Annotated in this window: 25 protein-coding genes, 2 tRNA genes and 2 pseudogenes; 16 read left to right on the top strand and 13 right to left on the bottom strand. The window is 38.2% G+C overall.

The window, feature by feature from the left end; genetic code table 11:
- On the bottom strand, positions 1 to 1,613 hold a 1,613-nt coding region (gene groL / locus LGB01_01105; GenBank protein MCB4752825.1), incomplete at its 3' end, for a chaperonin GroEL.
- Between the two features lie 46 nt (positions 1,614 to 1,659).
- Positions 1,660 to 1,920 carry a co-chaperone GroES gene (gene groES / locus LGB01_01110; GenBank protein MCB4752826.1) on the bottom strand — a complete coding sequence of 87 codons (261 nt, stop codon included), beginning with the start codon at positions 1,918 to 1,920 and terminating at the stop codon, positions 1,660 to 1,662.
- A 263-nt stretch (positions 1,921 to 2,183) separates the two neighbouring features.
- Between groES and LGB01_01115 the strand changes: the two genes are divergently transcribed.
- Positions 2,184 to 2,260 (top strand) — tRNA-Met (locus LGB01_01115).
- Positions 2,261 to 3,758: 1,498 nt separating this feature from the next.
- On the opposite strand, the gene LGB01_01120 is transcribed toward LGB01_01115, so the two are convergent.
- Both LGB01_01120 and LGB01_01125 read right to left on the bottom strand, forming a co-directional pair.
- The gene (locus tag LGB01_01120; GenBank protein ID MCB4752827.1) at positions 3,759 to 4,031 is read right to left on the bottom strand and encodes a hypothetical protein; all 273 of its coding nucleotides are present in this window, start codon (positions 4,029 to 4,031) and stop codon (positions 3,759 to 3,761) included.
- Between the two features lie 106 nt (positions 4,032 to 4,137).
- A pseudogene (locus LGB01_01125) lies at positions 4,138 to 4,365 on the bottom strand (co-chaperone GroES).
- A gap of 293 nt (positions 4,366 to 4,658) precedes the next feature.
- On the opposite strand from LGB01_01125, the gene LGB01_01130 reads away from it, so the two are divergent.
- Both LGB01_01130 and serS read left to right on the top strand, forming a co-directional pair.
- A tRNA-OTHER gene (locus tag LGB01_01130) sits at positions 4,659 to 4,735 on the top strand.
- A gap of 74 nt (positions 4,736 to 4,809) precedes the next feature.
- The gene (gene serS / locus LGB01_01135) at positions 4,810 to 6,054 is read left to right on the top strand and encodes a serine--tRNA ligase (GenBank protein ID MCB4752828.1); all 1,245 of its coding nucleotides are present in this window, start codon (positions 4,810 to 4,812) and stop codon (positions 6,052 to 6,054) included.
- 31 nt (positions 6,055 to 6,085) lie between these two features.
- Here the strand turns inward: serS and LGB01_01140 are convergent, their stop codons facing one another.
- From LGB01_01140 to hisH, 8 genes and pseudogenes are all read right to left on the bottom strand, one after another.
- Positions 6,086 to 7,642 (bottom strand): 2-isopropylmalate synthase, encoded by a 1,557-nt coding sequence (locus tag LGB01_01140; GenBank protein MCB4752829.1) that lies wholly within the window; start codon positions 7,640 to 7,642, stop codon positions 6,086 to 6,088.
- Positions 7,643 to 7,948: 306 nt separating this feature from the next.
- Entirely contained in the window at positions 7,949 to 9,559 is a 1,611-nt protein-coding gene (locus LGB01_01145) for a lipid A phosphoethanolamine transferase (protein MCB4752830.1), read from the bottom strand.
- A gap of 81 nt (positions 9,560 to 9,640) precedes the next feature.
- Positions 9,641 to 11,563, bottom strand: coding sequence for an ATP-dependent zinc metalloprotease FtsH (gene ftsH, locus LGB01_01150; protein ID MCB4752831.1), 1,923 nt, complete (start codon positions 11,561 to 11,563; stop codon positions 9,641 to 9,643).
- Positions 11,556 to 11,723 carry a 50S ribosomal protein L11 methyltransferase gene (locus LGB01_01155; GenBank protein ID MCB4752832.1) on the bottom strand — a complete coding sequence of 56 codons (168 nt, stop codon included), beginning with the start codon at positions 11,721 to 11,723 and terminating at the stop codon, positions 11,556 to 11,558. The genes ftsH and LGB01_01155 overlap by 8 nt, the downstream gene beginning before the upstream one ends.
- Before the next feature lie 454 nt (positions 11,724 to 12,177).
- Entirely contained in the window at positions 12,178 to 12,540 is a 363-nt protein-coding gene (locus LGB01_01160) for a hypothetical protein (protein ID MCB4752833.1), read from the bottom strand.
- Positions 12,541 to 12,753: 213 nt separating this feature from the next.
- A complete protein-coding gene (locus LGB01_01165) occupies positions 12,754 to 12,846 on the bottom strand; it encodes a hypothetical protein (GenBank protein ID MCB4752834.1) in 93 nt (30 codons plus the stop codon).
- A 418-nt stretch (positions 12,847 to 13,264) separates the two neighbouring features.
- A complete protein-coding gene (locus tag LGB01_01170) occupies positions 13,265 to 13,450 on the bottom strand; it encodes a hypothetical protein (GenBank protein MCB4752835.1) in 186 nt (61 codons plus the stop codon).
- Positions 13,451 to 14,813: 1,363 nt separating this feature from the next.
- Positions 14,814 to 15,263: pseudogene (hisH, locus tag LGB01_01175) on the bottom strand (imidazole glycerol phosphate synthase subunit HisH).
- A gap of 225 nt (positions 15,264 to 15,488) precedes the next feature.
- Here hisH and gltX point away from each other — a divergent pair.
- Positions 15,489 to 16,877 carry a glutamate--tRNA ligase gene (gene gltX, locus LGB01_01180; GenBank protein MCB4752836.1) on the top strand — a complete coding sequence of 463 codons (1,389 nt, stop codon included), beginning with the start codon at positions 15,489 to 15,491 and terminating at the stop codon, positions 16,875 to 16,877.
- A gap of 62 nt (positions 16,878 to 16,939) precedes the next feature.
- Here gltX and LGB01_01185 read toward each other — a convergent pair whose 3' ends face one another.
- Entirely contained in the window at positions 16,940 to 17,587 is a 648-nt protein-coding gene (locus tag LGB01_01185; protein MCB4752837.1) for a hypothetical protein, read from the bottom strand.
- A gap of 85 nt (positions 17,588 to 17,672) precedes the next feature.
- Here LGB01_01185 and LGB01_01190 point away from each other — a divergent pair, with 85 nt between their 5' ends.
- The 12 genes from LGB01_01190 to crcB all read left to right on the top strand — a co-directional run bounded on the left by LGB01_01190 (position 17,673) and on the right by crcB (position 26,153).
- Entirely contained in the window at positions 17,673 to 17,894 is a 222-nt protein-coding gene (locus LGB01_01190; GenBank protein ID MCB4752838.1) for a MoaD/ThiS family protein, read from the top strand.
- 64 nt (positions 17,895 to 17,958) lie between these two features.
- Positions 17,959 to 18,393: a molybdenum cofactor biosynthesis protein MoaE gene (locus LGB01_01195; protein ID MCB4752839.1), complete on the top strand. Its 435-nt coding sequence runs from the start codon at positions 17,959 to 17,961 to the stop codon at positions 18,391 to 18,393.
- Positions 18,394 to 18,479: 86 nt separating this feature from the next.
- Complete coding sequence (locus LGB01_01200) at positions 18,480 to 19,679, top strand: molybdopterin molybdotransferase MoeA (protein MCB4752840.1); 1,200 nt, start codon at positions 18,480 to 18,482, stop codon at positions 19,677 to 19,679.
- A gap of 277 nt (positions 19,680 to 19,956) precedes the next feature.
- Complete coding sequence (locus tag LGB01_01205) at positions 19,957 to 20,613, top strand: helix-turn-helix domain-containing protein (protein MCB4752841.1); 657 nt, start codon at positions 19,957 to 19,959, stop codon at positions 20,611 to 20,613.
- A 6-nt stretch (positions 20,614 to 20,619) separates the two neighbouring features.
- Positions 20,620 to 20,970 carry a DUF309 domain-containing protein gene (locus tag LGB01_01210; GenBank protein ID MCB4752842.1) on the top strand — a complete coding sequence of 117 codons (351 nt, stop codon included), beginning with the start codon at positions 20,620 to 20,622 and terminating at the stop codon, positions 20,968 to 20,970.
- 110 nt (positions 20,971 to 21,080) lie between these two features.
- On the top strand, positions 21,081 to 22,430 hold the full coding sequence (locus LGB01_01215) for a S41 family peptidase (GenBank protein ID MCB4752843.1): 1,350 nt from the start codon (positions 21,081 to 21,083) through the stop codon (positions 22,428 to 22,430).
- 3 nt (positions 22,431 to 22,433) lie between these two features.
- Positions 22,434 to 23,153, top strand: coding sequence for a phosphoribosylaminoimidazolesuccinocarboxamide synthase (locus LGB01_01220; protein ID MCB4752844.1), 720 nt, complete (start codon positions 22,434 to 22,436; stop codon positions 23,151 to 23,153).
- Positions 23,153 to 23,395, top strand: coding sequence for a phosphoribosylformylglycinamidine synthase subunit PurS (gene purS, locus LGB01_01225; GenBank protein ID MCB4752845.1), 243 nt, complete (start codon positions 23,153 to 23,155; stop codon positions 23,393 to 23,395). The genes LGB01_01220 and purS overlap by 1 nt, the downstream gene beginning before the upstream one ends.
- Positions 23,396 to 24,067 carry a phosphoribosylformylglycinamidine synthase subunit PurQ gene (purQ, locus tag LGB01_01230; GenBank protein ID MCB4752846.1) on the top strand — a complete coding sequence of 224 codons (672 nt, stop codon included), beginning with the start codon at positions 23,396 to 23,398 and terminating at the stop codon, positions 24,065 to 24,067.
- A gap of 44 nt (positions 24,068 to 24,111) precedes the next feature.
- Entirely contained in the window at positions 24,112 to 25,110 is a 999-nt protein-coding gene (locus tag LGB01_01235) for a hypothetical protein (protein MCB4752847.1), read from the top strand.
- Positions 25,088 to 25,798 (top strand): 1-acyl-sn-glycerol-3-phosphate acyltransferase, encoded by a 711-nt coding sequence (locus LGB01_01240; protein ID MCB4752848.1) that lies wholly within the window; start codon positions 25,088 to 25,090, stop codon positions 25,796 to 25,798. Before LGB01_01235 ends, LGB01_01240 begins: the two co-directional genes overlap by 23 nt.
- On the top strand, positions 25,767 to 26,153 hold the full coding sequence (gene crcB, locus LGB01_01245; GenBank protein MCB4752849.1) for a fluoride efflux transporter CrcB: 387 nt from the start codon (positions 25,767 to 25,769) through the stop codon (positions 26,151 to 26,153). Before LGB01_01240 ends, crcB begins: the two co-directional genes overlap by 32 nt.
- The last annotated feature ends 1 nt before the right edge of the window (position 26,154 follow it).

Genomic DNA, 26,154 nt, shown 5'->3' on the forward strand with positions numbered 1-26,154 from the left:
CCCATATCAGGCATTGCTGGAGCTGCTGCTGGAGCTTGCTTCTCTTTAATATCTGAAACGGTTGCTTCTGTTGTTAGAAGTAGGCTTGCTACTGATGTAGCATTTTGAAGTGCTACTCTCTCTACTTTTAATGGGTCAATAATTCCCGCATTAAACATATCGACATACTCACCAGTTGCAGCATTGAAACCAAAGTTTGCTTTGTCGGAATTGGCAATCTTGTCTGCTACCACACCCGCATCAAACCCTGCATTAGATGCAATCTGTTTCATAGGCGCATAGACAGCTCTAAGGATGATATCTGCACCAACTTGCTCATCACCACAAAGATCAAGGTTGACTGATTTGGATGCCTTAACAAGTGCTGCACCACCACCAATAACAATACCCTCATCGACTGCCGCTTTGGTTGCAGAGAGTGCATCATCAACTCTGTCTTTTTTCTCTTTCATTTCAGTCTCAGTTGCTGCACCAACTTTGATGACCGCTACACCACCGCTAAGTTTTGCTAGACGCTCTTGAAGCTTCTCTTTGTCATATTCACTTGTAGTATTATCAACTTGGATTTTAATCTCTTGAACACGTGCTTCAACAGCCTTAGAGTCACCCTTACCATCAACAATGACTGTATTGTCTTTGTCAATAACCACACGTCCTGCCTGACCAAGGTCTTCCAAGGTTGCCTTATCAAGACTTAAGCCAAGTTCTTCAGTGATGACATTACCACCTGTAAGGATAGCAATATCCTTGAGCATCTCTTTTTTTCTGTCACCAAACCCTGGTGCTTTGACCGCAGCAATGTTCAGCACACCTTTGAGTCTGTTAAGTACCAATGTTGCCAATGCTTCACCTTCTACATCATCAGCAATAATAAGCAGTGGTCTGCTACTTTGCTGAATTTGTTCCAATACAGGAATAAGATCTTTAAGTGATGTAATCTTACTATCAGCAATAAGCAGTAATGGGTTTTCAAGTTCGCATGTCATCTTTTCAGAATTGGTTACAAAGTATGGAGAGAGATATCCTCTGTCAAACTGCATACCTTCGACTACTTCAAGGTCATCATTAATACCTTTGGCCTCTTCAACTGTGATAACACCATCTTTGCCCACTCTATCCATTGCTTCAGCAATGAGACTACCAATATTTTCATCAGAGTTTGCAGAGATGGTTGCAACCTGTGCAATCTCTTTTTTATCTTTGACCTCTTTGGTAATCTTTTTAAGCTCATCAATAATTGCATTAGAGGCCTTGTCCATTCCTCTTTTAACTTCAATGGGGTTGGCACCTGCAGTAATATTTCTAAGCCCCTCTTTGAAAATGGAGTGTGCCAGTACAGTAGCAGTAGTGGTACCATCACCTGCCTCATCGGCAGTATTGCTTGCCACTTCTTTGACTAACTGTGCACCCATATTTTCAAGTGTATCATCAAGTTCAATCTCTCTTGCAACGGAGACACCATCTTTGGTAATATTGGGCGCACCAAAACTCTTTTGGATGAGTACATTACGTCCCCTCGGTCCCATAGTAACCTTTACGGCATCTGCCAGTTTGGTTACACCTTCAAACAGTCCATTTCTTGCGTTATCTGAAAAGTGAATCTCTTTTGCCATTTTTCTACTCCTTGTATTCTTTTTAGTATATTAAGTTAATTTTATGTTATGCAATGACACCAAGTACATCGGAAACTTCAAGTACCAAGTACTCTTTGTTGTCAAGTATTAACTCTGTTCCAGCATACTTACCAAATACGACAACATCTTTAACTTTGATATCTTCAACATCATTTCCAACTGCTAGTACATTACCTCTAGATGGCTTCTCCTTAGCATTGTCTGGGATGATGATGCCACTAGCTGTAGTGTTTGCTTCTTCAACTCTTTCTATAAGAAGTCTTTTACTGAGTGGTTTAAAGTTCATCTGATACCTCCGGTATGTTTAATTGATTTTTGTATGGGGATTCTACAATATTTTTTTAAAAATGTCAATAAAATTTAGTCAAATAGACTAAAACTTCCTACAAATTTTTTTACACCTTTTAAGTATTTACTGTAGTATTAATGAAAAAATAAAAACGGATTGTATCTTTTTTCGTTGACTAAAAAGTAATCAAAAAGTGTTATGCCAAGCATTTTAACCCCTTTTTAAGTAAGAATAAACTAAAATCTCGACCTCTCAAGAATGTCAAGGTAGCTCAGCTGGTTAGAGCGCTGGTCTCATAAGCCGGAGGTCGAGGGTTCAAGTCCCTCTCTTGACACCACTCCTTTAACTATATTTTTTAAATTTTACTATGAATTTAACATAAAAAATCCATTCTGAGCAACCACAATTATGATTGATCTCAAATATCTTCAGAACCATTTTGATGAAGCTTAGCTACAAAATTACAAGAAAAAGGGTGTTGATGCGCAGACATACAAGGTGCTTAAAACACTTTTTGCACAACTTAAAGAGGCTAACGCAACACTTGAGGCACTCAAGGCAGAACAGAACAGTATGTCTAAGCTTTGGGCGAGTATAAGCGTGAGGGTAAGGCATTGTTGAACTTAAAGCAAAAGTTGAGGTCACCAATAAAGAGGCAATGATACCATTGCAGGAAGGCAAGAAGAAGCAGAGGTTGCATTGTATGAGTAGCGCTGGCAATTCAAATCTTCGATGACTCTGTACAGAGGGTGCCAGTGAAGATGATAATATTGAACTTCGTAAAGTGCTTGAGCCACGTAGTTTGATTTACTGAACCATTGGAACACTGGGCATTGGCAGAAAAAAATGGATGGATTGACTTTGAGCGTGGAGTCAAGTTGGCAAAGAGAGTCGTTTCTCTATTTTGCGTGGTGAGGCGGCAAGGCTTGAGAGAGAGCACCAGTAATTTCTTTCTTGATGTCAATAGGGAAAAAGTTTGAAGAGATATGTGTGCCGTTTATGAATAGCACAGATGCTTCAAGGCACAGGACAATTACCAAGTTTGAGGATGATCTTTTCAAGATTTTGTGATGAGGACCTTTGAGGATTCCTACAGCAGAGGTGCCATTGACCAATATGTACAATGATGAAATCTTTAAAGAGAAGTGAATTACCTGTGCTAATGACAGGCCTATACCATGTTTTAGAAAAGAAGCTTGGGGAGTGCAGGGCGTGATACTCGTGGAATGATAAGACAACACCAATTTGATAAAGTAAGAGATGTAGTTTGCTATTTCACACCCCGATAAAAGTGATAAAATTTTTGAAATGATGGTACAGAATGCATCAGATATTTTGACTGCATTAAGGTTGCCACACAGTTTGTAGCGTTATGCGGTGGGGATCTTGGCTTCTCTGCGGCAAAGACCATTGATCTTGAGGTGTATGGCTACCAGGGCAGAACAAGTATCGTGAGATCAGTTCAATCCTCAAATACCCATGATTTTTCCAGGCAAGACAGCGCAAAGATACGATTTAAAGATGACAAAGAAATCGACTAGTACATACATTGAACGGTTCTGCCTGCACTAGCAGTTGGTATTACACCTGATTGCACCATTATGGAGAATTATCAGAATGCAGATGGATCAGATTGAGATACCAGAGGTTTTGAAGAGATATATGTAATAGAAACCAAGGCTACCTCTATTGTTTACACTGTCTGTGATGAATCCTTTAGCGTGATTTTGGTTTTCCTTCCATGCTTAAGTAGCTGTTGAGTGCACCAATGTAGTAATCTTTTTAAGCTCATCAATAATAGTGCATTAGAGGCCTTGTCCATTCCTCTTTTAACTTCAATGGGGTTGGCACCTCTGTGTATTTCTAAGCCCCTCTTTGAAAATGGAGTGTGCCAGTACAGTAGCAGTAGTGGTACCATCACCTGCCTCATCGGCAGTATTGCTTGCCACTTCTTTGACTAACTGGAGCACCCATATTTTCAAGTGTATCATCAAGTTCAATCTCTCTTGCAACGGAGACTTACCATCTTTGTGTGGGCGCACCAAAACTCTTTGGATGAGTACATTACGTCCCCTCGGTCCCATAGTAACCTTTACGGCATCTGCCAGTTTTAGTTTACACCTTCAAACAGTCCATTTCTTGCGTTATCTGAAAAGGTGAATCTCTTTTGCCATTTTTCTACTCCTTGTATTCTTTTAGTATATTAAGTTAATTTTATGTTATGCAATGACACGGTACATCGGAAACTTCAAGTACCAAGTACTCTTTGTTGTCAAGTATTAACTCTGTTCAGCATACTTACCAAATACGACGCATCTTTAACTTTGATATCTTCAACATCATTTCCAACTGCTAGTACATTACCCCTAGATGGCTTCTCCTTGGCATTGTCTGGGATGATGATGCCACTAGCCTGTAATTTGCTTCTTCAACTCTTTCTATAAGAAGTCTTTTACTGAGTGGTTTAAAGTTCGCTGATTACCTCCGGTATGTTTAATTGATTTTTGTATGGGGATTCACACAATATTTTTTAAAATGTCAATGAAAATTTAGTCAAATAGACTAAAACTTCCCACCTGGGGGTACACACCTTTTAGGTATTTACTGTAGTATTAATGAAAAATAAAACGGATTGTATCTTTTTTCGTTGACTAAAACAATCCAAAAGTGTTATGCCAACCATTTTAACCCCTTTTTAAGTAAGAATAAACTAAAATCTCGACCTCTCAAAGAATGTCAAGGTAGCTCAGCTGGTTAGAGCGCTGGTCTCTCATAAGCCGAGGTCGGGGTTCAAGTCCCTCTCTTGACACCACTCCTTTAACTATATTTTTTTAAATTTTTACTATAATTCCATAACATAAAAATCCATTCTAGGCAACCACAATTATGATTGATCTCAAATATCTTCAGAACCATTTTGATGAAGCAGCTACAAAATTACAGAAAAAGGGTGTTGATGCGCAGACACTTAAGGTGCTTAAAACACTTTTTGCACAACTTAAAGAGGCTAACGCAACACTTGAAGCACTCAAGGCAGAGCAGAACAGTATGTCTAAGCTTTTTGGGCAGTATAAGCGTGAGGGTAAAGATATTGTTGAACTTAAAGCAAAAGTTGATGCCAATAAAGAGACAATGATACCATTGCAGGAGAAGGCAAGAGAAGCAGAGGTTGCATTGTATGAAGTGGCACTGGCAATTCCAAATCTTCCTGATGACTCTGTACCAGAGGGTGCCAGTGAAGATGATAATATTGAACTTCGTAAAGTACTTGAGCCACGTAGTTTTGATTTTGAACCATTGGAACACTGGGCATTGGCAGAAAAAAATGGATGGATTGACTTTGAGCGTGGAGTCAAGTTGGCAAAGAGTCGTTTCTCTATTTTGCGTGGTGAGGCGGCAAGGCTTGAGAGAGCACTTATTAATTTCTTTCTTGATGTCAATAGGGAAAAAGGATTTGAAGAGATATGTGTGCCGTTTATGAATAACGCACAGATGCTTCAAGGCACAGGACAATTACCCAAGTTTGAGGATGATCTTTTCAAGATTTGTGATGAGGACCTTTATTTGATTCCTACAGCAGAGGTGCCATTGACCAATATGTACAATGATGAAATCTTACAAGAGAGTGAATTACCTGTGCTAATGACAGGCTATACACCATGTTTTAGAAAAGAAGCAGGGAGTGCAGGGCGTGATACTCGTGGAATGATAAGACAACACCAATTTGATAAAGTAGAGATGGTTGCTATTTCACACCCCGATAAAAGTGATAAAATTTTTGAAATGATGGTACAGAATGCATCAGATATTTTGACTGCATTAAGGTTGCCACACAGGGTTGTAGCGTTATGCGGTGGGGATCTTGGCTTCTCTGCGGCAAAGACCATTGATCTTGAGGTGTGGCTACCAGGGCAGAACAAGTATCGTGAGATCAGTTCAATCTCAAATACCCATGATTTTCAGGCAAGACGCGCAAAGATACGATTTAAAGATGACAAGAAGAATCGACTAGTACATACATTGAACGGTTCTGCACTAGCAGTTGGCCGTACACTGATTGCCATTATGGAGAATTATCAGAATGCAGATGGATCAATTGAGATACCAGAGGTTTTGAAGAGATATATGTAATAGAGGAAACCAGAAGGGCTACCTCTATTGTTTACACTGTCTGTGATGAATCGCTATGGCGTGATTTTAGTTTTCCTTCCATGCTTAAGTAGCTGTTGAGTGCACCAATGTAGGCTCTTGCAGAGGCAAGCATGGTATCAAGATGTAGTCCATGCCCAATGATGGCAGGTTCGTCTTCAAAGGAGACTTTGACGGTAACATTGGCAAGGGCATCTTTTCCTTCTGAGACTGATTTGACACTGTAACCTTCAAGGTTTCCATTGTAGCCAGTAATACGGTCAATCGTTTTGAAGACAGCATCAATGGTTCCCCCGCCAATACCGGCATCCATAATTTTTTTACCTTCTTTTACAATGCATACAGCTGCACTTGGTACCCCTTTAGAACAATCCATCAACTGAAGTGATACTATCTCATAGACTTGTGTGGCTTTGGTCATTTCATTGGTGACGAGTGCCCTGATGTCATCATCATAAATCTCCTTTTTTTGATCAGCAAGTATCTTAAAGCGTTCAAAAGAGGTGTTGAGTGCTTTATCATCAAGACTGAAGCCCAGTTTCTTCAATTTATCTTTAAATGCAGCACGTCCAGAGTGCTTGCCTAGTACCAGTGTATCATTCTTGCTCAAGCCAATATCTTCAGGACAGATAATTTCATAAGTCTCCTTATGTTTGAGTACACCATCTTGGTGTATGCCACTTTCATGTGCAAAAGCATTTTTACCAACAATGGCTTTGTTGGGTTGTGGCTCAATACCAGTGATGGTGGCAATGAGCCTGCTAGTAGGGTAGATCTCTTTAGCATTGATGTTAGTGTCGTATCCATTGAAAATATCACTCCTCACTTTAAGTGCCATGACAATCTCCTCAAGTGCTGCATTTCCAGCACGCTCTCCCAACCCATTAATGGTACACTCAACTTGTCTAGCACCATTAACAACTGCTTCAAGTGAGTTAGCAACACCAAGACCAAGATCGTTGTGGTTGTGTACAGAAATAATGGCACGCCCTTTGACATACTCACTCATCTCTTTAACCATTGCCCCAATTTCAGAGGGGAGCTTAAAGCCCACAGTATCTGGTAGATTAATGGTGGTTGCACCTGCTGTAATGACTGCATCACTAATCTCTTTCATGAAACCAATATCGGATCGTCCTGCATCTTCACAACTAAACTCCACATCTTTAACAAAAGTACGCGCATAGGAGACAGCTTCTACTGCACGTTTGATGACCTCTTCAGGCTTCATCTTTAACTTGTGTTCCATATGAATGGAGCTGGTAGCAATAAAAGTATGAATACGCTGATGTTTTGCTTTGGCAATCGCTTCACCAGCTGCTTTAATATCTCTCTCTAGAGCACGGGCAAGTGAACAGACAGTGGAGCTGATGATGCGTTGGGAAATTTTATCAATGGCATCGAAATCACCAGGGCTTGCTGCAGCAAATCCTGCTTCAATGATGTCAACCCCTAGACGCTCTAGCTGTATGGCAATTTGGATCTTCTCTTCGGTATTCATGGATGCACCAGGACTTTGCTCGCCGTCCCTTAATGTGGTGTCAAATATTTTGATAGTCTCTTTGTTCATATGTTTTACCTTGTAAAAATAGGTACCCTATTGCATTACACTATAAAATAGTATTTAGTATGAGTGTGACAAAAAGGTAGAAAAATTGTCTAATTTTACCCAAATTCGGGTAATTAGAAACTAAAGATGGGTTATAGAAAGACTAAAGAGATAGGAGCAGAAGTGTACTGTCTTGTTTGAAGATGGTTGTTTGGTTAATAATTTGTTTCATCGGTACACTCCTTTATGATTTGAATGGAGTATACATGTTTTTAATATTTTTGTCAAATATAGAATGAGTGAATCACATGACAGTGTGTGTGGGTTTTACTTTTTTGGAGATTTTAATAATGTTGTAAATGAGTCTTGAGATGATGGATTAGAGCAAAGATTTAAACTTTGGTGTTGCGTTTGACCATCTGATACAATTTGACTACAGCCTAAAATAGTATGAAATAGATAGTCATGTGTTATGTTGGCATCTAAACCTTTTGTTTGAACGAAATACTGAAGATTTTTTGCCTCGGCATAGTGCAAATAGGTGTCTGACATCCAGACAATAAAAGGTACTTTAAACTGTTCTTTGGGAGCACTGTTTTTAGGGTAGCCATGAAAATAAAACCCATTTTCCCCTAATGATTCTCCATGGTCAGAAATATAAAATAAGATAGCATTTTTATCTTGGAGCTTATTGATAATAGAAAATAGAAATTTATCTATTGCCACAATAGTATTATCATACGTATTGATGAGTATTTTTTGTGAACATCTTTTAACATCTTGATAGGTACAAATAGGTTTAAATTTAATATCATCAGTGTCAAGTCTATCTATATAGCTCTGATGAGAACCAAGTGTATGTAAAATGATTAACATTTTACCCTCTTTGTAGTTTTGTAATGTATGATGCAAGTATGGCAAAAGTGCCTTGTCTCTTGTTCCAAAATTTTGTTCATTGATAACTGCATATTTAGAAACAAGTGTATCGTAGCCCAAAAACCGATAAAATGAACTCAATGTTTGCAGGGAATAGATATGAACATTAAATCCAAGTCTTTGCATAATTGTGACAAAAGACTCTTCTTGTACCTGGGCTAGTTGTGTGTCACACTGTAAAGGAGTGAACATATATGCCAAAGATCGTATTGTTAAAGTATCACAAGATGTAACATTTTTAAAACTATATAGATGGGGAATTGTCTTGAGATATTGATTGGTCTCTTTTTTATACCCATTGAGTGAAAAATGATCAGCACGAGAAGATTCTCCTACGACAACAACTACGATGAGGTTATCATTTTTATTGTCTAAAATATAATTTTCAACTTGATTCGATTTTGCTTTCGTATAAGTTTTTTTCAATATTTTTAAAGATTTTACTGCTTTTTTGTATGCAACAATAAGGTCAATTGGTGAAGCCGCACTGATTGCCTTAATGGCAGTAAAGTCTCTAATTTGTCCTGGTTTTCGATATTTGTATCCTTGAAAATAAGCAACAGTAGACAAAAGAATCACAACAGTGATTGCACAATATAGAGCAGTTCTTTTTTTATATTTTTTAATTTGAATTAAAATGATGATTATCAAAGGGATAATGGCTGTTAAAAAGACCCAAACCAAAAAACTGATTGAAATAATTTCTTGTGTGAGAGAAAAATCATTAATAAGCCCACTAAGGAGAATATCCTCTGTAATTACAATATTATATTTCCATTTAAAAAAGATACTCCCACTCGCTAGCATTATCAAAATAACAGCTAAACTTTTTAAGAGTACTTGATGCAAAATGGCACCTATGGATAACAAAAGAGGTATCAAAAGCAAGGGAGCAATAGATAAGTAGATTGCTTCAAAATGATGATTAGCAAATAGGTTAAGTAAAAAGATATAAAAGCTAACAGTGGCAATAAAATATTCGAGTTTAAGCGATAGCTTCATTATTTTTGACTTTTATAGCAATATTTAGCCTGATAAAAATGATATATAAAAAATAAGATTTTTATCATTTTGGCTATGTTTTTACTTATCCTTATGGGCAAGACGACTTTTCATACTGTTCTCTTTTTCGTACGTTTCAATGATACTGCGAACAGTTTTTCCCTCAATAACCTCTGTGCTCAAAAGCTCTTGTGTCATTTTCTCGATCGCTCCTTTGTAAGTATGAAGCGTCTCTTTAACATAAGTATAGCGTTCGTTAAGGGTATGTTTGATGTAGGCATCCATCTCTTCGGCCATCTTTTCACTGTAGTCAGTATTTACCGCACCCCCGCCAAGGAAGGAGTTTTGGGTACGAGAGAGTACCATGAGTCCTGCCACATCGGTCATACCATAAATAGAGATCATATCTTTCAAGATAGCTGTAGCACGATCAAGGTCATTGCCTGCACCTGTACTAATTTCACCTATGAAAACCTCTTCTGAAGCACGTCCAGCAAGCAATACATCAACCTCAGCAAGTAGTTCGTGTTTCTGTTTGAGAAAACGCTCCTCATCTTCAGGAAGATGTAGAGTGTAGCCTAGTGCACCAAGCCCTCTTGGAATAATAGAGACTTTGGTAACACGTGTTGCACCCTTTGTTAATTCTGCCATCAACGCATGACCACTCTCATGATAGGAGACGATACGCTTTTCAGTCTCATTGATCTTTCTATTCTTCTTTTCTAATCCAACGAAAGAGCGCTCAATGGCTTCAAGCAGATCCTCTTGATCAATCTGTTTTTTATTCTGACGACCAGCAAGGAGAGCTGCCTCGTTGATGATATTGGCAAGATCTGCCCCAGCAAGTCCAGCTGTCTGCTTGGCAACAATTTCAAGGTCAACGCTAGAAGAGAGCTTAACCCCTTTGGAGTGTACTTTGAGAATTGCAAGACGCCCTTCGTAGTCAGGTTTGTCTACCAGTACTTGTCGATCAAAACGCCCCGCACGCAATAGGGCGGCATCAAGTGTTTCGGGACGGTTGGTAGCGGCAAGAACAATGACAGGAGTGTCGGTACCAAAACCATCCATCTCAGCAAGAAGTTGGTTAAGTGTCTGCTCACGTTCATCGTTTCCGCCCATCTGTCCACCAGCTGCACGGCTTTTACCAATTGCATCAATCTCATCAATAAAAATAATACAGGGTGCCTCTTTTTTTGCTTGTGCGAAGAGGTCACGCACACGACTGGCTCCAACGCCAACAAACATCTCAATAAAACCTGAACCACTCACAGAAAAGAAAGGCACACTTGCTTCTCCTGCCACGGCTTTTGCAAGCAGGGTTTTACCAGTACCTGGGGGACCCACAAGCAACACCCCTTTGGGAATCTTTGCACCCAATTCCATGTAGCGTTCAGGGAACTTGAGAAAGTCAACAATCTCTTTGACTTCATCTTTTGCCTCTTCAACCCCTTGCACATCACTAAATTTGGTATCAGGCTTCTCAGAGTTGATTAGCTTGTCTGCTTTGCCTGCACCCAGAATGCCACCACCCATTCCTTTTGACATCTTTTTGGCAAGGAAGATCCAGATGGCAAAAAAGATAAGAATGGGTAAGAGCATATTGATAATCTCAGAGAGAAAACCACTACCTATTACTCCTTCATAATCAATACGCTTCTTATCAAGTAGAGGGATGAGGTCTCGATCGTAAGTAGGTATATTGGAGGCAACATATCGTACTTTCCGCCCATTTTCATCTAAAATTGCTTCAACAGTACTTTGTGTCAGTTTGACACCCTTAACAACACCTTCTTCAATCTTTTTTTTAATTTCAGAATACTTTACTTGTTTGGTTAGTGATATGCGCTGTGTATTCACCATGGTATTAAATGAACCTGTTCCACTGTCACCAACAAATGTTTTAAATATCAAGATAATGACAATAGAAAAGATAGCAAATGCCAACAACGGATTGTCGTTGAAAAAGTTGTTTTTATTATTTTGGTTTTTATTATTTTTACCCATGTATATCCTTCTGATAAATAAGTGTTACCCACTCATCTTTGAGTATTCTTTTTTTTAAAGCAAGATCTTTAAATGATACTTTAACAAGATCCTCTTTTTTATCTAAAATGCCTGAAAGTATTAAATATCCGCCAGATTTAGTGGCCTTTTGCCACTCCAACAAGGCACAACTACTTCAGGTCTTAAGGGAAGAGTATATTCATTGGTGATGCTGCACTTCAATACTATCTTGGGGAAAGGGCACCATCTAGCAGAGGCTTCAGGCTGCAAAACTGTCTACTATTTGTTCTTGCAGGCCTCTGTTACAACCAAGAAAGTACCTATATTAATAAACTAGCACAGGCTTTTGCTGCCAAAAAGGTGCGTACCCACAATATATCCTAAAAAAGAGGCACAAAGAGAGCTCATTACCTCTAACGAAACTACACTGGTATCTAGACATATTCTATTATAAAATGGATTGGAAGGCAAGAAGTTTGAAAATTCCAATGTCGTTAACATTCTGCAGCTAATAATAGATAAAAATAGTAAAATAAGGTTACATCTAACTTTATCTTGTTTGCAAAAATGCTTCAATACGCTTAATTGTTGTGATCAACCCCAAGTATTACATATCATTCATCAACCCTGCACCTGTTAGTACAACAAGTGCTACACGAAGCGGCATACCAATCTTTCCCAAAACCAATATCTTTCTTAGTTACAATCGACTCAAGCACTTCATGATAATCACTTGCACAGTGGTTTTTGCCATGTTTGAAGTGCATTGTCATAAAGTCTGTTAATACTTCTTGTCCCTTCCTTGAAAGCTTTAACTGCCTTAGAGTCATACCTGTTGGTGCATTCAAAATCAACTTAATCTGCTCTGCCAACTCGACCAATGTTCCTGCTTCGCTCTTTGGTCGCATGTAAAATGATAGAGGTATTTTTATTGTCCCTAGGTCTACTCCAAACTCTTGAGCAAACTTTATGTTCATTCGATGCCTTTGATATAATGTGCGTTAAGCCACAAGAGCTATCGAGATTATAGTTTGAGGCAGATTTATTAATATTTTGAGGGTCGTGTTGTATCATCTCCTCCAAAGAGAAGATCTCCGATCACCATGGCTCCACCTTAGATCGTACTAAAAAATTAAGGAGTGCTTCTGCAAGAAACCTGTATTTTATACTCCATCACATCAGTTGCACCATCACGTTTGGAGAGTTTTTCCTTGCTCGTTGTTAATCATTGCCACATGATAAAAACTGAGGAAGTCAAAACCCAATGCATTATACACCACAATCTGCTTAGGCGTATTATAGAGATGGTCGTCACCACGGGATTACGTCGTCAAACCCATCAATGCATCATCAATGGCGACAACGAAATTATATGAACGGTGCGCCGTCTGCACGAGCAATAATGAAATCACTCCACCTCCAGCAGCGGACAATATCTCCTTGACTCCATCGTCGTGCCAATCATGCCCCTGCGGTGCTTCTTAATACGGATGACTGGTTAACTCCCTGTGGAGGCGTGTACCACTAAATCACGATAGCGACCCATCATAATGGGACGTTCTGCGTGCTGTCTAAGTTGCGAAGTGCACTCAAGTTCCCTTGGTCATATAACACTTGTAGGCTTTATTCTCTTTAAGAAGCTGGATCAATATACTTTATAAAGGTCAAACGCTTTCTTGACCCTGATAGACCACTTCACCGTCATAGCTCAACCCTGCCCACTAAATGCCTTAATAATTGCTTCAAGTGCCTCTTTGGAGTTTCGAGAAAGATTCGCATCTTCACGCGAAGTAAAAATTTTCCATTGTTGTGTCTAGCAGTCAACCAAGAAAAAAGTGCTGTTCTCAGTCCACCAATATGTAGATACCCTTGTGGAGTAAGGAGCAAAACGTGTTACCGTCGACATAAATTAACCTAATTTTTTCGCAAAGTAATTATACCATGAGGAGTAGCTAAGAGGGAGAGGGTGGCTGTGCAGGTTTTGTCGGACTAGGCGGTACAAAACCTTAAAATAATTAGATATAATCACAACACAACAGAACAAGAGGCATGCAGTAACGTGAGCATAGACAAAAAGAAAACATTGTCAAGCAATGCATGCTGGTATACTACTAACTACCCAAAAGGCATTTTAATGATAGGTATCGTCGACTATAGTATGGGCAACCTGCTCTGTCATTAATGCTTTTTGGTGTGCGGGTACCAAAGGTACTAGAGAGGACCCAGAGAAGCTTCTTGCACTATGACAGACTCGTCCTTCCAGGTGTTGGTGCATTTGGTGATGCTATGATGATTTAAAGAAGCGGATGGATGAAGGGTCAAAGCCTTTGCTGCTTCCAGGAAACCATTACTAGGTATCTGTTTCAGTGGTAACTTCTTTGAAAGTAGCAAGAGTTTGTTTCACTAGCTATCTAGGGGCTCATCCCTGGGAAAGTGGATTGCATTTGACGAAAGCAGATTTGATCACCCTCAAAAAGTATTCTCATGGTTGAATGAACTATTTGTACAAAAACAGCACAAAACCATTTGATGGCTCAATCACAGTTTGATTCCTATTTTGTCCACTCATTCCATCATGATGATACGTACACCATAGGTAAACCATGGTTACGAGCTTTGTAGCTGTCAACAAAGAGAACATCTACGGTATATACAACCCCACCCAGAGAAGAGTCACAAACGGGTTGAAGATTATAGGAGACTCTTGCAATCTATAAACTTTGTAATACTTAAAGAAGGGAGAGATCCGATGCAAGAAGAAGAAAAGACCATTTCATCAAAAATATAGAAATCGAAAACTTCAAATGTTTCAAAGAGTTCAAAGCAGAAGGTTTTTTGAGACTGGTCAATCTCATTGGTGGGAAGAATAATGGGAAGACGGCTTATGAGGCGTGTTATCTTACTACAAATATGCATCAAAATCACACAACATGTAGATTTAAACATACTATGGGGTAATTGCGAATGAAAGAATGGATGTATTTTGAAATGATTTAAATTCTTATAATCATTCAAAGCAACAAACAGAGAACAAGTAGATTTTATTACAGAATGATGTTATTAGCTCAATTGACTACATATGATGATTGTGTGTATTAACTTTAAATGAAACTCAATAAAATAAATATGAGAGGTCTTGATTTAAATAACAGAATTTAAAATATCTTCAGTGGTATCATATTATGACATAACATCTATTCATGATTTCAAAATAAATACTTTTATAAAATTTTTAAAAATAATCCCTCAATGAGTGGACAAAATAGAGATAAAACTCTTGATTGAGCCCATCAAATAGTTTTGTGCTGTTTTGTACAAATAGTTCATTCCAGCCCATATGAGGTACTTTTTGAGGGTGATCAAATCTGCTCTCGTCAAATGCAATCACTTTCCCAGGGATGAGCCCTAGTCCTTCGTGGCTCCCAAACTCTTCACTGCTTTCAAAAAGAAGTTGCATACCCAAACAGATACCTAGTAATGGTTTCCCTGAAGCAACAAAGGTTTTGACCGCTTCATCCATCCCACGCTTCTTTAAATGCATCATAGCATCACCAAATGCACCAACACCTGGAAGGACGAGTCTGTCATAGTGCAGAAGCTTCTCTGGGTCACTCTCTAGTACTGCTTTGGTGCCCACTTTTTTAAAAGCATTAATGACAGAGGCAAGGTTGCCCATACTATAGTCGACGATACCTATCATTTAAAATGCCTTTTGGGTAGTTGAAGTAAAGTATACCAGCATACATTGCTTGACAATGTTTTCTTTTTGTCTATGCTCACGTTACTGCATGCCTCTTGTTCTATTGTGTTGTGATTATATCTAATTATTTTAAAAGGTTTTGTACCGCCTAGTCGACAAACCTGCACAGCACCTCTCCCTCTTAGCCTCCTCATGGTATAATTGCAAAAAAATTAAGGTTAATTTATGTCGACAGTAACACGTTTTGCTCCTTCTCCCACAGGGTATCTACATATTGGTGGACTGAGAACAGCACTTTTTTCTTGGTTAACTGCTAGACACAACAATGGAAAATTTTTACTTCGCATTGAAGATACAGATCTTTCTCGAAACTCCAAAGAGGCACTTGAAGCAATTATTAAGGCATTTGAGTGGGCAGGGTTGAGCTATGATGGTGAAGTGGTCTATCAGTCCAAGCGTTTTGACCTTTATAAAAAGTATATTGATCGGCTTCTTAAAGAGAATAAAGCCTACAAGTGTTATATGACCAAAGAGGAGCTTGATGCACTTCGCAAAGCACAGACAGCACGCAAAGAACGTCCACATTATGATGGTCGCTATCGTGATTTTAGTGGTACGCCTCCTGAGGGAGTTGAACCAGTCATCCGTATTAAAGCACCGCAAGAGGGCATGATTACTTTTGATGATGGTATCAAGGGAGATATTGAGATCGCTGCTACGGAGGTAGATGATTTCATTATTGCTCGTGCAGACGGTACACCGACATATAATTTCGTTGTCGCCATTGATGATGCATTGATGGGTTTGACTGACGTAATCCGTGGTGACGACCATCTCTATAATACCCCTAAGCAGATTGTGGTGTATAATGCATTGGGTTTTGAGCTTCCTCGATTTTATCATGTGGCAATGATTAACAACGAGCAAGGAAAAAAACTCTCCAAACGTGATGGTGCAACTGATGTGATGGAGTATAAAATACAAGGTTTCTTACCAGAAGCACTCCTTAATTTTTTGGTACGTCTAGGGTGGAGCCATGGTGATCAGGAGATCTTCTCTTTGGAGGAGATGATACAACTTTTTGACCCTCAAAATATTAATAAATCTGCCTCAAGCTATAATCTCGATAAGCTCTTGTGGCTTAACGCACATTATATCAAAGAGGCATCAGATGAAAAGCTTATAGGTTTGCTCAAAGAGTTTGGAGTAGACCTAGAGGACAATAAAAATGCCTCTATCATTTTACATGCGACCAAAGAGCGAAGCAAGACATTGGTTGAGTTGGCAGAGCAGATTAAGTTGATTTTGAATGCACCAACAGGGTATGATTCTAAGGCAGTTAAAAAAGCTTTCAAGGAAGGGACAAAAGAGATATTAACAGACTTTATGACAATGCTTCAAACATGGCAAAAACCACTGTACTTGCCAAGTGATTATCATGAAGTGCTTGAGTCGATTGTAACTAAGAAAGATATTGGTTTTGGGAAGATTGGTATGCCGCTTCGTGTGGCACTTGTTGGCGCACTAACAGGTGCAGGGGTTGATGAGATGATGGCAATACTTGGGGTTGATGCAACAATTAAGCGTATTGAAGCATTTTTGCAAACAAGATAAAATAACCTCTTGTTAGACATAGCCTTGTTTTACTGTTTTTTATCCTAATGTGCTGGGAAATATTAACGATTGTATTGTAGGAATTTTTTCAAACTTTTCTTTGCCTTCCAATCCATTTTATAATGAATATGCTCTAGATACCAGTGTAGTTCGTTAGAGGTAATAGCTCTCTTTTGTGCCTCTTTTTTTAGGATATATTGTGGAATACGCACCTTTTTGGCAACAAAAGCCTGTGCTAGTTTATTAATATAGGTACTTTCTTGGTTGTAACAGAGCCTTGCAAAGACAAATGGTAGACCAGTTTTTGCATACCAAGCCTCTGCTAGATCGATGCCCTTTCCCCCCTTAAGATAGTATTGAAGTGCAGCATCACCAATGAATACTCTTCCCTTAAGACCTAGTAGTTGTGCTAGCTTGTTGGAAGTGGCAGAGGCAGGATCTTTTTGGTCTTCTCCAGGGATAAGAAGCACACTGTAGACGCTCTTTTTGGCAATGATGCCAACATCAGTACAGTGACATTTTTTTGATACTACTGAAGAGATAAATGCTGCATGTATTGCCCTTCTTTTAAAGTCATGGTTGATTTTTGATGGGATAGCACGGTTGTGGTGAAATGCCATTTTTGCACCACTACTTTTAAGTCGTTTTTTGAGAAAAATATGAAAAGGAAGGAGATTGAGGTATGAGATGGAGCCAAAACGTATGCCCATAATGCTCCTACCTCCTTTTTGGATAATTTAAGCGCAATTATACCAAACAAGAATTATAATCGGTCAATATTGCAAGGAGTCTTGTGTGGTAACAATAGAGTTTCTCGGACCCATTAAAAAGCCCTCTGTAGAGATTGAAGCCAAAACACTTTTAGATGTAGCAAAACAACTGAAGGAAGATAAGGAGATTCAAGAATGGTTACCGCAATGTGCTGTAGCATTAAATGATACCATGGTGAATGATCTTTCCATACCATTGAAAAATGGAGACAGAATTTCCATCCTTCCCCCTGTTTGTGGCGGATAACAGTTACATTAGTAAAACGTAGTGATATATTTATTGTAATACTTTAATTATAGTAGGGATACCGATGGAATTATATAATGGTTCTTTAGATGTTAAAGAGATTTTTACCAGATGGCTGGATGAAGAAGCCAGATCAAATTATGGTGCCTTTATTCCATTTATAGGAACAATACGTGCTGAAAATGGTATAGAAGCACTCAGTTTTGATATTTATGAACCCGTACTGAAAATATGGTTTGATACATGGCAAGAGAGAGCTAAAGCAAGAGGGGCAATAGTAAAGATGGCACATGCCATTGGGGATGTACCAATACATTCGTCTTCTTATATTGCAGCAGTATTTTCTCCTAAGCGACGTGTGGCATTGGATCTCATAGAAAAATTTGTTGAAGATTTCAAGGCTAACGCACCTATTTGGAAGTATGATATGAAGCATGGGGAACGTATCTATGCAAAAGATAGAAGTACACCGATGGATGGTGCAGGGCTACTGGGGTAATTTTGCAAGTTAGTTATAAATAGTGTTAGCAAGCACTGCTCTGTAATGCTAGAATGAATAATAAATTTGAAAAAGGAACTTTTCCCATGATACATTTTGATGAATCGATGGCATTACTTGAGGGTTTACAGATTAAAAAGTATAAGACTAAAAAATGCTATCTAATGGATACACTCGGTTATGTGTTAGCAGAAGATATTGTTGCCAAGCACAACTCTCCAGAACTTCCAACTTCAGGGATGGATGGATATGCGATTATATATGAAGATCAGGCAATGGGACGGCTTAAAATTACTAGCATAAATCCTGCTGGCTCAACACTATGTAGTCAGGTAATTGGTGGAACTTGTATTAAGACTTTTACAGGATCACTGATGCCAGAGGGTGCCGATACACTCATTCCTATTGAAAATGTAGAGGTAGAAGGTAATGAGATTATCATTAAAGAGGAGGTACCTCAAGGTTTTGCCGTACGTGAGGTAGGTGAGAATTATGCCAAAGGGCAGAAGCTCATTGAAATGGGCACCAAGATAGATTTTTCTCATATTGGTGTACTTGCTAGTTTGAATATTGTACACGTATTGGTTTATGAAAAGCCGATAGTTTCCATTCTCTCTACCGGATCCGAGCTACTTGATTTGGGTGAAGTACAGATAAATAATTCACAGATACGTTCATCGAATAACTATACTATTGAAGCAATTGTTAAGAAGTATGATGGGCATCCTATGCAGTTAGGATGTGTTGGTGATGACAAAGCAAGTATTAAAACAGTGGTTTCTGATGCGCTAGAGAAGAGTGATATTGTAGTGACTACTGGTGGGGTGAGTGTTGGAGACTTCGACTTTGTCAAGGATATTATCTATGAATTGGAGTGTGAAGTTATTTTCAAAGGGGTGCGTGTCAAGCCAGGTCAGCATATTATGGTAGCACGTAAAGCAGATAAGTTCATTGTGGCACTTCCTGGTTTTGCATACTCTGCAACAGTAATGGCACTGGTCTATGTGGTGCCACTGATTGAAAAGCTACAAAGAGGCAAAAACCCCATAAAGCAGGTAAGGGCTAAACTTAAAGAGCCATTTTCCAAACGTACAAAAAAGGCAGAGTTTACAGCTTGCAATATCTCACTTATACAAGGAGAGTATTATGCAGACTTCAAAGGAAAAAAGGTTGGCACATCTGCTATCTTAACCAATATGCTTGGTAATATTGGACTTATCTTTACCTCTGAGAATGATACTTCTAAAGAGACTGGAGATGAGGTGACTGTACTACTGCTAGATTAGTCATAAAATTCCTTTTGCCATAACCATGTTTTTAGAGTGCAAGAATTGACTCCCTTGCCTTTAAAAATAGTGCAAAATCAGATGCTGTTTTACACCCCATTTTTACCGCATAACCTAAAAGCTCTTTATGTAGTCTATAATTCATTATTAATCCTTTTTAGTATTTTTTATATCAAATTGTAATTTAATATAAAAAAAATCATTAAAAGTATGTCAATTTGACATACTTTTTAAGAAAAATATCCTATAATTTGATATATAAAAAATTAAAGGAGTAATGATGCAGACTATGACAGAGACTATAGAAAAACTAAAAGATATTATTTCTGAAACCAAGATAGGCAGCAAGGTGTTTGATAAAGATGTTGCCAATGCACTCAATATTCCACAAGCAACCTTTGCAACAATGAAGAAACGAAATGCTATTCCTTATGAGGAGATACTTGAATTTTGTGCACTTAAAAAGATCTCTGCCAATTGGCTCTTTTTTGATCAAGCGGTTGACATGCTCAAGGAGCAGACAGAGAAGTATTTTAGGGTACGCTATTTTGCAGACATCCGTGCAAGTGCTGGAGGGGGAGCTGAAGTATTTGATGAGAACTATGAGACTATTGCTATCGATAAGAAAATTATGCATAATATGGTAGGATTGGGAAATACTGAACTTGAGGCAATACATGTTGATGGCGAATCGATGGAGCCTACCCTTCAAGATGGAAGTATTGTTTTTATTGATCGTGCCCAAACCAATATCAACAAAGATGGTATCTTTATTGCTGCAACTACAGCTGGACTCTTCATTAAGCGTATCCGCCAAAGAGCCGACGGTATGGTAGAATTAATCTCTGACAATAAAGCATATTCACCTGAAGTGCTTTCTCCTGATGAGGTGGTGATTGTGGGAAAAGTAGTTGGAAATATTGAGAGTCTGTAAGAATAGATGTCGTTAGCCAATAATGATCTTGAAGAGATACTTCAGACATATTTGATATTGATGGATACTGAAAAGTATTTTGAGGCACATGAGGTGCTAGAGGAAGCATGGCATTTGCTACGGTTTCACAAAGACCCCCTTGCCAATCTTGCTAAAGGGCTCATCAATGGGGCAATTGCATTTGAACATTTGAAACGCAATAAAGAGAGAGCAGTTGCACGTGCACAACGGGTAATTGTCTCTTATGAGCGCCATAAACATTTGTGCGTGGAAGGGATAGAATATTTTATGCTTTTTGCTAAGGCATGCAAAAAGATTGAAATATTAAAAAAGAAATATATGTTACATGGCGTATAAAAATTAAATATTATATCGATAGACTTTTCTTTCTTAAACTATGCACTGACAGCGGTCTCTTAGTGAGATTTTTATAGAATAATAAACTAATTTTTGGAGTATATTATTGTATGATTAAAAAAAATAAAAAAATAATTGTTTTGGGTCTTGTTGTTACCTTAGCTTTTACCTATCTTTCCGGCTCTTCCCTTTCAACAAAAGAGACAAAAAAATCTACCGCAAAAGAGAAACTTGAATCCTATATTAAATTTACTCAAATTCTAAATGTTATTGAAAGAGAGTATGTGGATGATATTAATACCACAGCACTTATCAACAAAGCACTTAAGGGGCTTATGACAAACCTTGATGCTCACTCAACTTTTATGGATACCAAGTCTTATAAAAATTTAACCGTTCAAACCAAAGGTGAATTTGGTGGATTAGGCATCTCTGTAGGCATGAAGGATGGTGCGCTGACAGTCATTGCACCACTTGATGGTACACCTGCTATGAAAGCGGGTGTTAAAGCAGGTGATATTATTCTCAAGATCGATGACAAGGCAACTATTGGTATGAATATCGATGAGGCAGTTCAGTTAATGCGTGGAAAACCAGGAACGGATATTACACTCACTGTCATACGCAAAAAAGAGTCTAGACCACTTAAGATTAAAATTACCAGAGGCATTATTAAGATTGATTCAGTTTATGCCAAAACCATCGAAGGTGCTAGTGGGATACTCTATTTGCATATAGTATCTTTTGATCAAAAAGTAGTCAAGAGTGTTAAAAAGGCAATTCAAGAGCACAACAATACTAAAGGGATTATTCTTGATTTGCGCAATAACCCAGGAGGGCTACTTGATCAGGCAACTGGTTTGGTTGATATGTTTGTTGAAAAAGGTGTTATTGTGAGCCAAAAAGGTAAAAGCAAACATGAAAATATTAAATACAAAGCACATAGAGAGAGTACTGACACCAAAACACCTATTGTAACACTTGTTAATAGTGGTTCTGCTTCAGCAAGTGAGATTGTCTCTGGTGCATTACAGGATTTTAACCGTTCTGTTATTGTTGGAGAGAAGACTTTTGGTAAAGGGTCGGTACAGGTTGTTATACCTGTAGGCAAGAAAGAAGCACTTAAATTAACCATAGCACGCTACTATCTCCCAAGTGGACGCACCATTCAAAACAAAGGTGTTACACCTGATATTATTGTTCATTTTGGTAAAATAGAGTATGTCAAAGACCTAATACGCTTTAAAGAGAAAGACCTTAAGAAGCATCTTGAGGTTGAGTTGGAAAAAATAGATGGTAAAAAGCAGAGTAAAAAAAGTGATGATACTACTGTAGCTGAAGATCAAAATATGACTAAATATAAAAAATATATTACAGAAAAAATGGTCTATAGTGATACGCAGCTTAAAAGTGCCATTGATATTCTTAAAGCACTTATTGTTGCACAAAAAGGGAAATAGTGTATGAATAAAAAGTCACTTATATATGAAGGTAAGGCTAAAAAGATTTGGTCTACAGATAATGAAAAACTTTATATTTCTGAGTTTAAAGATGACTTAACAGCATTTAATGGAGAGAAGAAGTCAAGTGAAGCAGGAAAAGGGGCACTTAATAACAAAATATCTACCGAACTCTTTAAATTTCTTAATACTAAAGGGGTTCCAACACATTTTATTGAAATGCTTGATGGTACCCATATGCTACATAAAAAAGCCGAAGTGATTCTTATTGAGGTGATTGTACGCAATATTGCCACAGGAAGTCTCAGTCGTAATCTTGGTATTGAAGATGGAAAAGTACTTCCCTTTGCGCTGGTAGAATTTGATTATAAAAATGATGAACTAGGAGACCCTAAACTTAATGATCAGCATTGCCTTATTCTTGAATTGGTTAATGATGCGGCAGAGCTTGATTTTATCCGCTACTGGGCAAGGCGCATCAATGAGCTTCTTAAAGTATTTTATGAAGAGCGTGGGCTTATATTGGTTGATTTTAAACTTGAGTTTGGACGTGATGTAGATGGTAATATTATGCTTATTGATGAGCTCAGCCCAGATAATTTTAGACTTTGGGACAGTGAAAGTGGTGAGAGTATGGACAAAGATCGTTTTCGAAAAGGTCTTGGTGGACTCAAGGTGGCATACGAAGAGGTGCTTAACAGAATTTTAAGGGGAAACAAATAATGACAACAGCAATTGTAAATATATTTTTAAAAGAAGGTGTATTGGATCCCCAAGGAAAAGCAACACATCATGCACTTGATTCACTTGGCTTTAAGGGTGTAAAAGATGTACGCATAGGAAAGCAGATTATTCTGCAGCTTGAAACAGATGACAAGAGTGAAGCCAAAGCCAAAGTTAAAGAGATGTGTGAGATGTTGCTTGCAAATACAGTGATTGAAGACTATACTATTGAGATGAAGTAAATGAAAGTAGCAATATTACGATTTCCTGGAACCAACTGCGAATTTGATACACAGTATGCGTTTGAAAAACTAGGATATAGCACCGAACTTGTTTGGCATAAACAGGAGAGTCTTTCTAAAGATTTTGACCTAGTGGTCGTACCTGGTGGGTTTTCTTATGGTGATTATCTACGTTCAGGATCTATTGCCTGTTTTTCTCCTATTATGAAGGCAGTATCAAAATATGCTAAAAGTGGTGGTAAGGTACTTGGTATTTGTAATGGATTTCAGATACTTACAGAGGTTGGGCTTCTTCCTGGGGCTTTGAAGCGAAATAATAATCTACATTTTATCTCTAAACATCAAACATTGTATGTTGAGAATAATAATAATGCTTTCTTGAATCAGTGTGATAAAGGCGAGGTGCTCAATATCCCTATTGCTCATGCAGATGGGAACTATTATATTGATGATGAAGGCATCAAGAAGCTCGAAAGTAATGGGCAGGTGTTGCTTCGATACTGCGATAAAGCAGGTAACCGAGTTATGGTAAATGGTTCTGTTGCTTCTATTGCTGGTATCTGTAATGAAAAAAAGAATGTCTTTGGTCTTATGCCACACCCAGAGCGTGCACTTGAATCTATTCTTGGGAGTGAAGATGGCATTAAAATGCTGAAAGGTTTTAAGGTCTGATTTCTTTGATGCGTATCTTATACCCTATATGGACTTTTTTATTGATGGCAGCATCCATACTTCATGCTGAGAGTAGTTTTAAGTATAGCTATGTACCAAAAAAGGTGTATGAAAATCAGATTTTCCCCATTACCATTATTGATACACGTACAAAAAAGATCCCTCTTCACTATCGATTTGAGATAGGAAGTGATGTGTATCCTCTTTCTGCTGAACCGCTTGTTATTAAAAATGGAAATTATGACTTCTATACTTTTTACTTTAAAGCAGCACAATCAGGAGAAATTACCCTTCCACGCATCTTTATCGATATCAACGGGAAGAGTACCATTTTAGAATCTCATACTATTCCTGTAGTTACACTAAAACGGAGAAAAGATTTCTGTGGTGTGCTTGCTGCTGATATGAAGATCCAAAATTCACAAGTTTCCCACTATGACGAAAAGAACTATCTTGTTATGTTATCTGTAGAAGCCCATGAGGCTAACTTGGAAGATATGCATCTTCAAAAAGTTGAAGAATCAGGGGTTGAGGATATTGAACGCCAAGGAGCAAAAGCCAAAGGTGAGTTCTATGTAGTGATACCCACAACACAAAAAAAACTCAGTTTTACCTACTTTAATACGATTAAACACCAGTATGTTTTTTTAAAAACACCAGTAGAATTATTTGAAAATAGCGTTATTACACAGATTAATCTTAATCCTCAAGAAGATAACTTCGATAAACTTAAAAAGTATATTGTTATAGTATTGGTTGGATTCTTTTTTCTGATGCTTTTAATTTATCAAGATTTTTTCTATCTTATATTAGGAACAGTCTCCTTAATTACACTCCTTACTTTTTATGTACCAAAAGAACGTATATGTGTGAAGCAGGGTGCACCCCTTTATGTTCTTCCTACAAAGACTAGTGATGTCAGTACTGAAGTAGATAGTAAATACACCACCCCCCTGCTTGGGAAACGTTTAGAGTTTAGAAAGATTGAATATAAGAATGGCATTATAGGATGGGTTAAGGATGAAGATCTTTGCAAAAATTAGATTTTATTGGGGTGTAGTAGTCATCTCTTTTGTAAGTGGGGCTTTAATGATTCCTGCTATTTTTATTGCGCCAAAGTACAAAGGATCTATTATCCATACACTTAATAGGCTTAGTATGTTTCTTATGGGTGCAAGGTTTAAGCAAGAAGGGAAGATGGATCTTGAAGCTGACTTGTATGTGATGAATCATCAAGGGGTTATTGATATTGTTGGCATGGAAGCACTACAAAAGAACCACCTTCGATGGGTAGCAAAAAAAGAGCTTTTTGATGTATTGTGGTTTGGAAATCTACTCAGAGGCGGAGACATGATCTCTTTGGATAGAGGCAATAAAGCGGGGATAGTTAAGCTGATGAAAGATGTTAAAAAGTCTATAGAAGAAAAGCACCGTGCTGTTATCATTTTTCCTGAAGGTACCCGTGCTAAAGGTCAAAAATTGCTTCCTTTCAAGCAGGGTGCCAATATAATTGCTAAAAAATTGGGACTGAAAGTACAACCGATAGTCGTTACTGGTAGCAAATGGATACTAGATCAGCATGAAAGAACAGGACACGGTGGAACAGTACATTATAAATTTCTTCCAGTTGTTAATGTAGAAAAAGCCCCTGATAATTGGTATAAAACTATTCAGGAACAGATGCAAAAGGAGATAGACAATGCAGCTACCTACCATCATCGCAGTCGCTAGTGGAGGCGCAATTGGTGCAACGGCACGGATGCTTATTAATGGATTTGTTAATAGCCGTATGCCACATGCACTACCCTTTGGCACATTGACTGTCAATCTGATTGGAAGCCTTTTCATCGGTATATTGTTTGCCTATTTTCATCTCAATGAACATTTCTCTCTCCACTTAAAAACCTTCCTTGTTACAGGTATACTTGGAGCACTAACAACTTACTCAACCTTTGCTATGGAGAGTTTCCTTTTGCTTGAATCTGGTCATTATGGTCATGCTTTTTTGAATATGGCACTTAATCTTTTTGGTACTATTGTGATGGCAGGGCTTGGCTATATGTTGTTACTACAGCTAACAAAATAAT

Origin of the sequence: Sulfurovum sp. (assembly GCA_020525365.1) — a bacterium.
In the GTDB taxonomy this organism is placed as follows: Bacteria; Campylobacterota; Campylobacteria; order Campylobacterales; family Sulfurovaceae; genus Sulfurovum.